Below are 15,121 nucleotides of genomic sequence, written 5' to 3'. Positions count from 1 at the left end.
AGGGTACATTTTGCAGCATATCGAGCATAACGGACTGACGATGCCGGGGGAGTGGACACTCCCCCGGCATGCCGCCCTACACGCCACTGTCGGTAAGCCAGTCGCCGACGGCCGATACGATTTCCCATTTCAGGTCGGCTCGTCCACGCAATGTTATCGTGCTGCCGGGGATGGAGCTTGCGATGTACGATTTGGGTCCGTCCGGCGTCAGCAGGTCGCCGCTGCCCGCAGCCTGCAGCTTCATCTGAAAAGCGGCATCGACAATAAACGTATACCGGATCTCCGCCTTCGCAACGGGCAGGGTAAGCGTGATGTTTCCAAGCGCCGGCTGATTTGTAATGGCGGCTTCCAGCCAGTTGAAGGTGAGGGCAGCGGAAGCGGCCACTTCATGACGCGGCTGCGGAATATGGACCGCGGCGACCCGCTCCGCCACCGAATCGATCAGATACGTGTTCTGGTTGCCGCCGATCGTCGTGCAGTTGAAAAACCGCACATCGCCGATCTTTTGCGCCGAGCGCTTTTTCAGCGCGAAGCCGTGCTTGACGAGAGCCGTGGCGCGTGTATCGATGGACTGGCAATCGATCATCTCCACATTGCCGACCGAGACACGGGGCCGCGAGGTGGAGCAAGTGACGACAAAGGAAGCGCTGAAGCCGTAGACACTGTCCGGCGCCATCGTCGTCTGACAGTTGATCGCCCGACAGCGCACGTAGGTCCGGCGCAAGCTGTCGGAGGAATTGGAAATGTCCCAAAATCCCGAAGACTGAGCCTCTTCCGCCGTGCAGTCGATCATACGGATTTCTCCCTGCGGCGCTTTGACGCCCTCCTCTGCGGAGTTGATCACGAAGCCGTAAAGGTTGCCGCGCGTCGTACAGCCCTCGAACGTAATATCGATGAGCGGAGAGAGCCGGGTCGGCTTGAGCAGCGCGGTCAGGAAACCTTGACCGGCATTGCCCTGAGACAGACAGTTTACAAACCGGATGCGGCGCAGCGGCTCGCTTTGCCCGTTCGGCTCCACATCGACGCCCGATTCCGGAGCGGTGCCGTTCGTATTCGTAAACCGGCAGTTTTCCACCAGCAGGCCGTCCACCGATATGACGGACAAGCCTTGCCGCCGGTTGTTATCGGCCGCGCAGTCGCGCAGGATGATGTCTCTGCAAGGGCCATGACCGGGGGTCACCTCATAGACGCCTACGTAAAACCCGTCCCCGCCGCTGTCATTGCAGTTCAAGTTCTCGATCACCACGTTGCGCGATCCGCTGATGTCGACGCAGTGGGCTTGCTCGCCGCTCGTATAGACGGCCTTATTCATGCGCAAAGTGGCTCCGTTGCCGCGGATCACGACGTTTTCCACCATTTTCAGGCGAAGCAGACGCTCGTAGGGCGCGGTCCGGCTTAGCGTATCGAGCGCCTGAATAATCGTCCCGCTTTCGAGCACAATCGTGGTGTTGCTGGAGACAAACAGCTGGCCGGTCAAGTAAAACGGTCCGGTCTGCTTGGGAATATACAGCGTCTTGCCTGCGGCGGCATTCAGCGCCGCTTGAAAGGCTGCAGTATTTGCGGTGACGCCGTCGCCTTTTGTCCCGAACCAAGATGCCGAGAGCATGTCGGACAGATGGCGCTTGAAGCGCGCACCGCCTCCGGAAACGAGAATCGTTCCGGTATTGTCGGTCGAAGCGGTGTCCAGCGGATCGTAGCTGAAAAAGCCCTCTTGTCCGGGATCGGTCACATAATAGACGATATCGGGGTCCGGCGTTGCCAGCGCGCGCAGGTCGCCGATCGTGGTCAGGAAACAGCAGCCGGCTGCGTGTCGGGGGACCGGTTTTATTTTCCGGGAGGGGTCGTTGTAAACGTCCGCCAAGACGCTGCGGCTGCCGTCACCGTTCCACAGCATAACGGAGGTTGCGGCAAGTCCGGTTGCGCCGAGGCCCGCCAGCAGCTTGCGGCGGCTGAGCTTGCGCGGTCCGGCATCGGAAGTGTCGCCGGTGCCGGAGGACACGGAAGGTTGGGCTGTAAATACGTCATGCGGGTCATCCAGAGGGGGTTGACGAAAATCGGTCATCGTTATAGCCTCCTTGGTTATGGTTTGATTTGTTGTGCGCGATTTTATTTCCCTTGTCCTGCCGCCCGTTCGGCGATCGCCTTGTTGATCGCTTCCTCGGCCTGGCGCAGCGCGGTATTGACGTCGATTTCATTGTTGACCGCCCGAGTCAGCGCGGCATTGATCTGCGGCAGTGTCAGATCGTCGTCCCGATGCGGCGGAACAGGATCGGCGAACCGGCTTTTGAATACCGCTTTAATGTTTTTGCCCTGCATCGATTTCATCGTATGACCGTACATTTCCTTGATCGCCGGGTCCTGCAGCGCGGTAAAGCGGCCGAAGTCGGTTATTTTTCGCTGCACTTCCGGCGAGCCCAGCAGCTCGATCACCCGGAACGCTTCTTCCTTGTGCTTGCCGAGCGAGGACAGCATCAGGAAATGGCCGGAAGAGGCAACGGTCACGTTCGGCTTCTCCTTGAAGCTCGGAAACTGGGTGACATCCCAAGCAAAATCCTGCGGCGTGCCGTACAGCTTCTCCAGCGCGGCAAAGCGGGCGTCGTAGCTGATCGCCATCGCGACGTTCTGTTCCTTGAGGAAACCGTTATTCAGTGTGGTCGACGTATGCGCGTCTTTGTTGCCCGGAAGATCGTTGAATGCCTTGTACAGCTCGAACAGCGACTTCCAACCTGCCTGAGAAGCTATATTGGCTTTTCCGGCGGCCGGATCGATGCGGGACAGGCCGAGCTGGGAAGAGACATCGCCAATGCCTTGAATAAACGCGCCGCGGTACTGAACGCCGTCGGAGATGCGCGATACGCTTCTGGCGACGTCCAGCGCGTCCTCCCAGGTCATGCCTTCCTTCGGATACGGCTGTCCGAATTTGTCGAAAATGTCTTTGTTGTAGAACGTCGCGGTGAAATTCAAGGAGAAGGGCAAGGCGTAGAGGTTGCCGTTTCCGGAATAGACGCGGGCGGTCGCGATAGCCCCCGGGTCAAAGCGCTGCAGGTCCAGCTTGTTGCGTCCGATCATCGGATTCAAGTTTTCCACCGTTTGGAATTCCCGGTGACTGGTGATGCGCGGGTACGTGCCGAAGATCAGATCGGGAAAGGAGCCGGAAGCGATAAACTGTTGGAGGCTCTCGTCCCCTTTGCCGTTGACCGCGAGTTCCATCGTAATGTGCGGATATTTGGCGGCGACGGGCTCCGCGATTAACGTCTGGAATTCCTCCTTCGTAAGCGTCGCCCCGTCCTGCAGCATCACCAGTTTGATAGGTGCGGACGGGGGCGCGGGAGACGACGAATCCGCCGAGCCGGACGGCGGTGCGTCCTGTTGGCCGCAGGCTGACAGAACGGCAACGGTGGCGGCGATCGAAGCCAGCCGGGTGAGACGGGATGAGAAAGACAAGCAGAACACCCTCTTTTTTGTAATAGTTATTGAATGCGCTTTCTTACAAATTCATCTTAGGTGAAACAAACTGGGGATTCCAGTTTAAAATGTGCTTAAAAAATAAAATTTAAAGAAAAGAATAAGTTTGAGAAGGAAATTAAGGTGAAAATATAATTAATTTTCACTCATTTATACTGATTTTTAGCGTGAAAAGCACGCTATTGGCTTGATATAGCGTAATTCCATTGAAAAAAGTTAAAGTTAATGTTTAAATATTAGAGTTAAAAAATAAAAGTGATGTATGTGGTTAAAAAAGGCGCTGTTCAGGTATTACGGAGAGAGAGGAACACACGATGCGCAAGAAGAAGGCAGTTACGCTTCAACATATTGCAGATGCAGCAGGGGTATCGGTCCAGACCGCGTCCAAGGCGCTGCGCGGATTGACCGGGGTTTCGGAGCCGGTGCGGCACCAGTTGTTTCAGTTGGCGCAGGAGATGGGCTATGCCAGCAAAGCGCAGGAGCGCGCCCAGACGATCGAGCAAATCCCGCTGCATAGCAGCAAGCCGTACCGATTCAAATTGATCGTTCCTTTTCGCAGCAGCGAAACAAACGACATGAATCCGCTATTGGCCGAGGGGCTTCAACAAAAGATGACTTCTCATGGGCATACCGTGGAGCAGCTGTCGTTGCCGGCCGCGGGAGAGATGTCGGTCGAAGCCTGGGCCCGACTTCATCAGATCGATCTTTGCGACGGGCTGTTCCTGGCTCCGATGCTTGACCGGGAGTCTCTGGATGCTATATTGAACTGTCCTGTCCCGCAGGTTCTGATCTATTACGTAATGCCGGGCACGCGAGCCGATAGCGTCATTTGGGATGTCGGAGCGGCCGTCCGCCAGTCCGTGGAGCATCTCGTCCGGCACGGCCATCGTCGAATTTTGTACGTTGGCGATTACTTGGAGGAGTGGCGGGGGTTCGTCTTGCGCTGGGATGCCTTCGTCATGACGATGCGGGAGTACGGCCTTTCGGCTGTGCGGGAAGATCATATGCTTCGGGTGCGAACGACGGATCGCCGCAGCAATATGGAAGAGCTAGCGCACAGGGTGCGCAAGCAAAATATTACGGCGGTGCTTTGCGGCGTCAATTACCACTTGCCTTGGATATTCCGGGCTTGTGAGGAAAACGGCATACGAATACCGGAGCAATTGTCGTTGATCAGTCTGGAAAATACATCGAATCCGTACTGGCCGGAACTGTCCCGTCCGAAATTGCTGATCCGGGAAGCGGGAACGCGTGCCGCGGAGCGGATGCTGTGGCGGATTGCCAATCCGAACGCGCCGTATGAGCACACGATGCTGCAAGGGGAATTTCAACCGGGCAAAACCGTATTGCCGTTGTAGCGCGGGCATCTCGTCGGGCGCGAACGCCGATGGGGGCCGGAGATTGCCGAGGGATTCCGGCTATCAAGCTCTGGCGCAGCTGCGGATGACCGAACGGTTCATCCTGCTGTCCCGCTACTACAACAAGTGGAAACACAAGTCGGAAATCCCTTCTACGAACGAGCTGCTTGTACATCGGGTCTGTGGTTATGTGGAAAGGCATTACAACCAGAAAATCACGCTGCCGATGCTGTCGAAACTGTTTTACGTCGGGGAACATGCCAAGTCGGATCGTACCTTTATTTCGAAATTCATCATAAATTGCAACTTTTATCCTTTTAATAGGTCTAATAAGTATAGTTTCCAGCTTTGTATCAGAGCAAAAGGAGTACCTCCTTATCATGAAAAAACTGTTAAACGGTTTCCTAATATTTTGGTTCATCATGATCTTTTTGCCGGGATGCGGTGGAGCCGAAGAAAAAGAAGAGACAACGGCCAAAATTAAAGTAATGTACGATAGCGAAGGATCATTTTTAACGGACTATGGTGAATTGTTTATGACCAAGCATCCGGGTATTGATTTCGAGGTCGTATCCCTCTCCGAACAATTCGCATCCGGCAAAAATCCGAGACAAGCTTTCGAAGCCGTCTTGCAGCAAGCACCGGACATAATGATGCTGGATATCGATCAGTTTACTAAATATGCCGCCGAAGGCTATTTGTATGAGCTGAGTCCGCTAATTCATCGTGACGGATTCGATTTGGAAGGCATGGCTCCTGCGGTTATCCGGTTATTGAACTTAAGCGGGGGAGGCAAATTGTACGGATTGTCGCCTACTTTTACATCTTCGGTCCTGTACTACAATACCGACTTATTCGACAAGCACGGTATTCCTTATCCGACGAACGGGATGAGCTGGAACGATGTTTTGCAGCTGGCGCAAAGGTTTCCGGACGATGGGGAGGGGGAGCGTCGCATTTACGGATTGCAACTGCCGGCCGTATCGTCGCCATACTACTTTGCCATGGGAATCGGCAGGACGCAAGGATTGGACTTAATCGACCCGGTAAACGGCAAAATTACGGCAGCGACATCGGCCTGGAAGGACATTCTTCATACCGTTATCGCGGCTAATTCTCCAAAGGCAAATATTTATCGGCCAAAGCTGCCGCAGGGAGGGAACGTTTCGAACTTGTACCGCAACGATGCGTTCTTCAACGGCCGCGCAGCGATGGTCATCCGAGGGATCGACATGATGAACGAGCTTAAGAAGGCCAAAGACGTGCATGATATCGAAACGCCAAACTGGGATATTGCGATGCCACCGGCGGATCCTCACGATCCCGACGTCAATGTCGATATAAGCGTGCAGCGTATATTTGCCATCAATAGTAAGTCCCCTAACGTGAACGAAGCGTGGAAACTGTTGAAGTATATACATAGCGACGAGTACGCAAAAGTTAAATCCAGATCCGAACGACTCTTTCTTTTGACCAGAACAGGATACAGCAGCACCATGTACGGCCGCAACTTGGATATGCTGTACAACGCAACGCCATCTTCGGACGCTTCCAGGAATATTACCGATCAACTGCCAGCATCATTTATTCAACCGTTCATACAATTGGCCGGTCGAGAAATTGAGGCTGCCGTGAACAGCTCCAAAACGGCCGAGGCGGCGCTCCAAACGATACAGGATCAAGGACAGATGTTGTGGGACAATGCTAAATTGGAAGAAAAGCATCAAAAAACCGCGGTACAACAACCATGAAGGTAAGGAAAGAGGGAGCCCCTTGCGATTCGTACCCTTATTTGCGCTTGCGTCGGTAATTTTTCTGTTTTCGTTGGCAGGGTGCCGTCCGGACGATCGCGAAAACGTACAAGAATGGAAACCGATGGAGGAGCACACTCAAGTTTCATTAAAAATTATGTATCCTAGTGAAGAGCGTTTTTATGTGAAATACGGCAATCTATTTATGTCCAAATACCCGAATGTAAATGTCGAAGTTGCTTCCATGGAAAAAGTATATAGCACGTCCAATAATCAAACTGCTGCAATGGAGGAATTTATCAATAAAGAGCAACCGGACGTGTTGTATTTATGGAACATGGATCAATATATCCGTTATGCTGCCGAAGGCAGATTGTACGCTCTGGACACCATTATCCGTCAGGATCGGTTCGATCTGACCGCTCTTGCTCCGGCTGTTATTGAGTTATTGAGATCAAAGGGGGAGGGGCGGTTATACGGCCTCGGAAACTCTTACTACGCTCTCGCTTTGTTCTATAATAAAGATTTGTTTGACCAATATGGCGCCCCTTATCCGAAAGACCGGATGAGCTGGGACAAAGCATATGACCTTGCTCGAAAGTTTTCTGCCGGGTCGGACAAAAACTCGGGTATATACGGACTGCAATTTAAAAACGGTACTCATCCCTATTACTTCGTGCAGTCGATTGGTGGAGGGCAACGGCTGGAGATCATAGATCCGGATCTTAAGAAAGTTCAGGTAGCTGCCGAGGCATGGGATAAAATAATTCGGAAAACTTCGGACGAGTATAAGACGGGCTCACTTTACTTGGATTCAGACTCGTTGCACGATAAGCCGGTATTCAGCGACCCTCGAAAGCGGGATCCATTTATTTCCGGCAAAACTGCGATGGCTATTGACGATCCATCTTTGCTAGCCATTTTGAAAGAGAAAGAGACGAGGAAAGAGACAATGTTCGATTGGGACTTGGTCACGGTTCCGGTAGACCCGAAACATTCGGATACAGGCTCCGATTTTATGATTACCGACTTGTTCGCGATCAACTCCCGTTCGTCGCAGTTGCGTCCGGCGTGGGAGTTTATCAAATATATACATGACGACGAATATTCGAAAATTAAGTCTAGGACCGAGAGAGGTTTGATGACGAGGGTGAAATACAGCAACGAAAAGTATGGACGCAATCTGGAAGCCTTTTATACGTTAAAACCTGCCGATACTCTTTTGCAAATCGGATATAGTCAAATTCCTTTTGACGTTCAGCACGAGTTTGCCATCATCGCAGTATCGGAAATTGGTGCGATTTTTAGTGGCGAGAAAACGTCGAAAGAAGCGATCCGTACACTACAGGTAAAAGGACAAGAACTTTTAGACAACGCGATTTATACGGAGTGAGAAGATTGAACGTTTGGCTGAAATGCAAAAGCGGATTCGCAACATGTGCCTGCACCATATTCGGCTGATGTACTGCGAAGAGTCCGGGGCCGAGCAGTGGCTGTTGGAGCGGAGCGAGCGGAAACAACCCGATCCGCTCATAGCGCAAGCCATCTGCCCCCGGCAGCATTCAGAAAAGCGCACCGGGTTTAAATACGCATACCGGCCTGTGAAAGACAAAGATCAAACCTTTGGATATTGTTTGATAATCCGGAAGCTTCGATCCAAGAGTCCGTGAGTCCTACTTACGGATTCTTTTGTGTTGGCCAACGCACAGTCGCCAAAACTTGTTCGGCAATGGCTATCGAACAACAAATGGTGATGGGGCAAGCGATTATGGCCTCTGCCATTTCCAAGGGAATGACTTGCTCTTTTGCTTAGACGCTGTGCGCTTTTCTGTATTTCGCCGGGGTAACGTTCATATGCTTCATAAAAATCCGGTTCAAATAGTAACCGTTCTGATAACCGATGCTTTCCGAAATTTGTTCCAAAGTCAGAGTCGTTTCCAGCAGAAGCCGCTTCGCCTTTTCCAGGCGAATGGAGGTGAGGTGCTGAATCGGCGTAATTCCGAAGTCTGCCTTGAATTTCTGGGTTAATCGCGCAGGGCTTAAACCGAGTATAGCGGCAATATGTTTCAGGTCAATCGTTTGGAAAGCATGCTTTTGGATGAGTGAGGAAGCTTTGAGCATTTTCGGATCGGGCTGATTTGGCGTGATTCGGTTATCCGCCCCCTGCTCCTCTCCGGATTCCCCGCAATACATTAGCCAGATGTCCTGCACATAATGACTGATGCGGTGCAGTCTTCGCTCGTTGTCGAACGTCTCGGATTTTTTCATCATCATATAGTCGGCGGAAAGGCGGCTTGTATTTTGTATATTAATTTTTCCCGTAAAAAATTCCCGGCTTTCACTCGGTTCAATCCGGGTTCCCTCCCTGTTATACCAGCGCAAGCGCAATACGAAAAAAGTAAGAGGCTTAACGATGACACGACGAAACGGCGTTTTCGGAGGACAAATGAGAAGATCCCCGAACGTTGCGATTCCTTTGTCCCCGCCCAGTTCGTAATAAAACGAACCGCTTTCCACGGCAAAAATGGTCCATTCCTTGTATGTATCTTCATAAAACAAAAATTTGTCTTTGCGCTCCCAATACATCGAGTAAATTAACCGGGGCACGCAATCGCTCAATGGGAAGCAATCCAATAGTTTTCCCTCCTTTGCAACAAGAAGTGTGCGTAATTAAATTATGTATACATTTTAATTAAAAAAATGGCATTTTAAAAGGAAAACGGCTGTTCTAGTATGAAGTCAGAAACACAACTCATTAAATTTCGCCGAGGAAACCGTGCAGCTGGATCAAAATGACCGCAAAAGAACAATTTTGAACACGCAACTATTCGTTGCGGGAGGGGGGCTTGCCGGAGTAACAGCCGCGCTTGCAGCGGCGCGTAAAGGAGCCAGAGTGATCCTGTGTCAAGACCGATCCGTATTGGGGGAAACGCTTCGTCGGAAATTCGAATGCACGTATCCGGCTCGTCTCCACGGGGGAAAGAGCTGCAAACGGAGGCGGGGGAGAGCGGTATAACCGAAGAAATTATGCTGGAATGCGCAGTACGCAACCCCCAGCGAAGCTCTTCGACGAGGGTAAGCCGATGCCGTTTGTAAGGCCGGCATGGGCGCGCACATGCCGCGAGGACGATTTGCGTCTCCGCGGACATAATACAAATCGAGAGGGTGCACATATGAGAACTAGAAGTTTCCTGTTCCTGTTAAGTATCGGCGTATTCCTGTTTACCGGCTGTAGCCGGACGTCGTCCGAGCAAGGAGCGCAAGGCGAACAGCCTAAACCTCCGTCTGCTAAAGCAAACCCGGTAACGCTGCAGGTAGCAAGCCAAGGCGCAAGTACGGTTCTGGATGAGGAGTTTAAACATGTAGTCCAATCGTTTTTGGAAAAGAAATACCCGCATATTACGTTGAATTACAATCCGGAGAGCGCCGGTACGTCGCTTGATGCGCTGCTTGCTGCCGGAACTATACCGGATCTCATCGTAACCTTCAACGGCAATCTTGCTTCGTATAAAGAAAAAGAACTCGTCTCCGATATGACGCCATTGTTCAGAACATCCAATATCGACCTCAACCGTTTCGAGCCGGGATACCTCAACGATGTGAAGAATGCATCGGATAAAGGCGAAATGTACGGGCTGCCCATTAATGTGAACTACCACGCGATGTACTACAACAAAGACATATTCGATAAATTCGGAACGACTTATCCGACGGATGGGATGAACTGGGAGCAGCTCATCGATTTGGCTAAAAAAGTGACTCGGATGGATGGAGGGACTCAATTCCGTGGACTAGACCCGGGAAGTACCATTGTATGGATGTCGCAGCCGTTATCCATCGCGGCAATCGATCCGAAAACGGATATAGCGAGCGTCCATAACGACAAATGGAACAGAGTGTTCAAGCTGGCCAAATCGATTTATGACATTCCCGGCAATGGCATCATAACTCCTACTCCGAAAGATCAGTTTATGAAAAGCAAAACTTTAGCCGTGCTGCTCGATTTAAACATCTTGACCCAATTGTCGGCTGCCGGGAAAGAAGGATTGAACTGGGATGTAGCGCAGTATCCGAGCTATACGGAGAAGCCGAATACGTATGGCAATGCCAGTGTATACGTCATGCTTGCGACTAAAACGGGCAAACACCGGGATGAAGCGTCTAAGGCGATCGAGTTGATCACTTCGGAGGAAGTGCAGCTCGCATTGTCCAAAAAAGGAAGACTGTCTCCTCTGAAGAGCGATCAAGTGAAGCAAGCGCTCGGCGCCGACAATCCCGACTTGAAAGGTAAACGTCTGCCAAGCATTTTTAAAAGCATTCCCGTTGCGTACCCGGTCGCTTCGCCGTATAGAGGGAAGGCGGAAAGCATCCTCATCAATAAATTCAGAGAGTTCGTAAACGGTTCGATGGATGAGAATACGGCGCTTGGTCAAGCAGAGGAAGAGATCAACAAGATGGTTGCAACGGAGAAGAGCAAATGACTTAATTGGCCATAGAAAGCGAAGGCTCCATTTTGTACATTTATTTTGGGAGGAATGACCTATGATCGAGGAACATCCCAGCCGTTCTGACTCGTCGCGTGAAGTACAGCAAGGAGACCGAATAAGCCGGAGGAAGCTGCTTGCTTCCATGGGGGTAGCCGGAGCATCGTTTGCCGTAGGAGGCTTGCTTCAAGCCCGGGCGTTGGAACCGGAAGGAAATGTGTCCGCTTCGGTATATGGATCGAACTTAAAGAACAATGGCGGCAATGCCAATGGGATTCGCAACGTCGCCGAGCAGGTAGTCGAGGAACAAGTGCCGCCAATGATTCAAGAACTCGTCCCTCCCATGATTGCGACGATGCTGGACGAATCGTGTTTACAGACCATTACGATAGCGGATATGCGTTTGATGGCCGTTGCGCCAGCCGTCGATCTGTATGTCGTAACGGATGAAGGCAAGGAAGGCTGCTTTCGCTATGACCCTCTCGATACGACTACATCGGACAATACGGGAACCGTCATCGTCTCGGCATACGGCGCCCGATTCAAACGCATTCATGAAGGCCGCGGCGTAAGTGTGAAATGGTTCGGCGCCGTCGGCGACGGCTTGACCGATGACACCGCTGCCATTCAAGCGGCTATGGATTGCATGCCGGAAGGCGGAATCGTATTTTTCCCCGACGGCACTTATCGCACGACATCGAGGCTGATCGTCAAACACCGGAATGTCATGTTATCGGGTACGGGGAAACGGAGCATCCAACATCTGCACCGAGCGGGCGAGCACAATTTCGGCAGCAACGTTTCTTCTACTATATTGGCCGATCATGCCGGGGATTGCGTATGGTTGTCCCATGCAAACAACATAAACGGCTTTGTGGCACGGCATCTGACTTTCGTCACGAATGTAATGAAAGCATCGGGCTCGCAAAGCTTGAAGGCAGAACGCTGCTTTGGCTTCGATCTGGGCGGGGAAGGGCAATTCAGCAGAGAGTTCGTATTCGAGCACGTATCGGTCGGCAAGTTCGGGAAAGCATTCGAATTATACGCGAGCTCGCCTTCCAGCGGTACCAGTTCTGCCGGGATGGGCGTTATTCGGATCCAGAACTGTTCCACGATGCACAATGACTTTATTGCCCGAACGATCGATGCGACGGCATGGAACGGATTTGTCTATGATTATAACGAGGGTGGAAACAACGGGAAAAGCGCGGGTATGGGCGGCATCCACATTTCGGGCCACAACATTTCCATATGCCGTAACGTTCTGGAAGGGCAAAGGGACACTATACGGATTTCAGGCGGCCAGCGGGGGCTGACGATAAAAAACAATTATTTCGAAGCGAATACGGGCGAGGCTATCATTTACGTGCACCGTCACAACGGACCTTTCGATATCGGAGAAAACTACATGTCCCGTCCGCAAACCACACATAGAGTTCTGATCAGTCAATCGTTGAACGGCAGATGCAGCGATCCATATTGGCCGCAGCAAACGAACAAGATGGAATTTGTGATGCCGGGGACTAACAATACCGAGAAAATATTAAACAACAGTGCGACGACACCGTATTTCCGAAGCGACCGCTTCGATCCGCAGCTGCTGCAAAAACCGGTATGGAGCCAGGCTGCGCCTGCCAAGCCGCCTGTAATCGGGACTGTCGCAACCCACCGAATTACGGAGCAGTTCGATATATCGGTCGCATCGGGCCAATGGGTCGTCGTCTGCTGGATGCTGCGTCAAAGGACGATCGGGCGTACCCCCTTCACCGCGATTACGCTGCAAACAAGCGGACAAACGTTCGAATTCGAGCATTACGGACATGGCAATCTGTTTCGCAATACGGAATTTGCCGTAATCACAAGCGCTTTGAAAGCGGCTTCATCCGCGTCGAGCGTAACGGTGGACATGTGGCCGTGCGGGAAAGCGCCCGCGAGTGGAGAAAGCTATGAGATTTACTCGCCGCTCGTTTATACGATCGCCGACGTTAACGATATTCGGCCTTTTGTCGAGATGAGACAATATGTGCAGCAGTTCGTTTTGCCGGAACTGAACGGTTTGATCTGATCGTGTGAAGGTTATGACGGGAGGAGCGACAGTATGGAATTGATTACCCGCTATTATGATGAGGATATCGTATTGAAACGAGCTGTTGATATCGCTTGTCCGACTCATGTTTCCCGGAGAGTGGCCCTATTCTACATTCATGGCGGCGGTTGGAGAGCGGGGGCGCGGGACGGCTTTCACCGGCACTTGTACCATTTTTCTCGGAAAGGGTATGTGTGCGCCTCGGCAGGCTACCGGCTTGCGCCGACTGTTCATTTTACGGAGCAAATGGGAGATGTTGCAATCGGCTATGACCGGTTTCTCGCTTATATCAGGGAGCGGGAGCTTATGGTCGATCGGGTGATCGTGGCTGGAAGCTCTGCAGGCGCGCATCTCGCTTCATTGCTGGCACTGACCGACCCGGCGGTATTTAATCCGGGAATTGGACTAACTGAACCGTGGCTCCGGCCAATCGCTTGCGTGTCCATCAATGGACCGGCCACCTTAGAGAAATGGGAACCGATGCACGATGGCATCAAGCGCGATATTGAGAATATGCTTGGCGTCACGTACGAGGAAGAAAGTGCGTTATTTCGGAAAGCTTCGCCGAGCGCGTATGTGGAAGGGGAGGCAGCCGACTTTCTGTTTATTATTGCAGGCAAGGAGAAGTTTTTCCCGCATTCCTTTATTTATGAAATGAGCGGGGAGCTCCAGCGGTTGTCCAAACGTTCGGAGGTGGTGTTGTTTCCGGAAGCGGAGCACGGTTTTTTTTATGGGATTGGCAGCCCGCTGCAACAAGAGGCGCTAACCGTGCTGGAACCTTTTTTGGAGAGCTATGCGTAACCTTGTAAACGATGAAGCGCGGGCCAATTACGTGGCCCGTTTTTTCGTTGTGTATAAATCAAACGATTCAGGAATGCGAGGAACCGGTAATGCGGGATTGTCCGAGATTATGGTGTTAGGTAAATAAAATGCCAGACGTACGCATGCCCGTATGCGAATCGGGCTTTTTGCCGTTGTTATAACCTTTTAATCGAATCGGCAAAACACTTAATCGTTCCTGATGTAGGCTCGAATAACGCACGTTGATATAATAGCTCTATGTTTGATAGCAGGCTGTCCGGCAACACAAGGTGGCCAAATGATTCCAGCAGAGACAAGGCGGAGGAATACGGGAATATATAACAAGTTGTCGCGAAGGGAGTTCGTGATCGGTCTCGGAGCGTTAGGGGGAACCATTATTGCCGCTTCGGCATGAGGCTGGCTGCTGCGCAGCCGGTCGAACCCCGAAGGCGAAGATTTGTCTGCAGGAGATGGGAGTGTTCCGCAACGTCCTGTGGCCATGAAGAAGAAGCCTAATTTCGTCATTATTTTGGCGGACGATCTTGGATTTTCGGATATCGGCTGCTTTGGCTGCCATATCGAAACACCGAATTTGGATAAGCTGGCCGCAGGCGGAATCCGGCTGACCCAATTTACGAATACAGCTCGCTGCTCTCCTTCCAGAGCATCGCTCTTGACGGGGCTGCATCATTGAATTACGAAGATAAGAGGAAAGAAAATGAGCAAATTATGCCGCGTGAATTATACTGAATCGACGGTCACTGGAAATTTGATACGTGGAGACTGATTAGTAAACATACACATTAAATATTGACAAATAGGTAAATGATATCTATTATGTTAACTAACATATGATTAAGATAATCATTATATTAATCAGAATAAAGGGGGTGCAGAGCCGGCTCAAGAAATGATGAGACGGGATTGGCGGGGAAAGCCTTTAACCAGCTTGATGCAATTCCTAACCAAACGAATTGAGGTTCTTGCTTAAACAAACTGTGCGGAATTGTGAAAGCGGTTTCCTGTTCCGGTGCGGTAAAGAGCGCTTCACCAGCACAGTGTCAAAAATTAATTTATGAGTAGGAAGTATTAGAGGCAGTCCAAAGCTTGTGATATAAAGTGAGTTCCGTAGAGGAGGGGCTGGGAAGCCAGCCCTTTACTCTGCAATCCATAAAT

General features: G+C 51.5%; 11 protein-coding genes. 8 read left to right on the top strand and 3 right to left on the bottom strand.

The window, feature by feature from the left end:
* Positions 1–76: 76 nt before the first annotated feature.
* On the bottom strand, positions 77–2,062 hold the full coding sequence (locus FE784_RS22590) for a right-handed parallel beta-helix repeat-containing protein (RefSeq protein ID WP_139604501.1): 1,986 nt from the start codon (positions 2,060–2,062) through the stop codon (positions 77–79).
* Positions 2,063–2,106: 44 nt separating this feature from the next.
* Positions 2,107–3,444, bottom strand: coding sequence for an ABC transporter substrate-binding protein (locus tag FE784_RS22585; RefSeq protein ID WP_139604500.1), 1,338 nt, complete (start codon positions 3,442–3,444; stop codon positions 2,107–2,109).
* Between the two features lie 335 nt (positions 3,445–3,779).
* Between FE784_RS22585 and FE784_RS22580 the strand changes: the two genes are divergently transcribed.
* From FE784_RS22580 to FE784_RS22570, 3 genes are all read left to right on the top strand, one after another.
* On the top strand, positions 3,780–4,823 hold the full coding sequence (locus FE784_RS22580; RefSeq protein ID WP_139604499.1) for a LacI family DNA-binding transcriptional regulator: 1,044 nt from the start codon (positions 3,780–3,782) through the stop codon (positions 4,821–4,823).
* Positions 4,824–5,203: 380 nt separating this feature from the next.
* Positions 5,204–6,574: an ABC transporter substrate-binding protein gene (locus FE784_RS22575; RefSeq protein ID WP_139604498.1), complete on the top strand. Its 1,371-nt coding sequence runs from the start codon at positions 5,204–5,206 to the stop codon at positions 6,572–6,574.
* 22 nt (positions 6,575–6,596) lie between these two features.
* Positions 6,597–7,967 carry an ABC transporter substrate-binding protein gene (locus tag FE784_RS22570; protein WP_176706437.1) on the top strand — a complete coding sequence of 457 codons (1,371 nt, stop codon included), beginning with the start codon at positions 6,597–6,599 and terminating at the stop codon, positions 7,965–7,967.
* Positions 7,968–8,383: 416 nt separating this feature from the next.
* Here the strand turns inward: FE784_RS22570 and FE784_RS22565 are convergent, their stop codons facing one another.
* Entirely contained in the window at positions 8,384–9,208 is an 825-nt protein-coding gene (locus FE784_RS22565) for a helix-turn-helix domain-containing protein (protein ID WP_139604496.1), read from the bottom strand.
* Positions 9,209–9,350: 142 nt separating this feature from the next.
* On the opposite strand from FE784_RS22565, the gene FE784_RS42675 reads away from it, so the two are divergent.
* The 5 genes from FE784_RS42675 (at position 9,351) to FE784_RS22540 (ending at position 14,639) form a co-directional block, all read left to right on the top strand.
* Positions 9,351–9,590 (top strand): FAD-dependent oxidoreductase, encoded by a 240-nt coding sequence (locus tag FE784_RS42675; RefSeq protein ID WP_342779126.1) that lies wholly within the window; start codon positions 9,351–9,353, stop codon positions 9,588–9,590.
* 157 nt (positions 9,591–9,747) lie between these two features.
* Positions 9,748–11,055, top strand: a complete 1,308-nt coding sequence (locus FE784_RS22555) for an ABC transporter substrate-binding protein (RefSeq protein ID WP_176706436.1) — start codon at positions 9,748–9,750, stop codon at positions 11,053–11,055.
* A gap of 61 nt (positions 11,056–11,116) precedes the next feature.
* On the top strand, positions 11,117–13,123 hold the full coding sequence (locus tag FE784_RS22550) for a glycosyl hydrolase family 28-related protein (protein ID WP_139604494.1): 2,007 nt from the start codon (positions 11,117–11,119) through the stop codon (positions 13,121–13,123).
* Positions 13,124–13,156: 33 nt separating this feature from the next.
* On the top strand, positions 13,157–13,945 hold the full coding sequence (locus FE784_RS22545; RefSeq protein ID WP_139604493.1) for an alpha/beta hydrolase: 789 nt from the start codon (positions 13,157–13,159) through the stop codon (positions 13,943–13,945).
* A 457-nt stretch (positions 13,946–14,402) separates the two neighbouring features.
* Positions 14,403–14,639, top strand: a complete 237-nt coding sequence (locus FE784_RS22540; protein WP_281287143.1) for a sulfatase-like hydrolase/transferase — start codon at positions 14,403–14,405, stop codon at positions 14,637–14,639.
* Positions 14,640–15,121: the final 482 nt, after the last annotated feature.

Source organism: Paenibacillus hemerocallicola (assembly GCF_006265175.1).
GTDB classification, from domain to species: Bacteria; Bacillota; Bacilli; order Paenibacillales; family NBRC-103111; genus Paenibacillus_AB; species Paenibacillus_AB hemerocallicola.
Note: the sequence above shows the minus strand (reverse complement) of the source record. Positions and strands in the feature narration are given on the sequence as shown.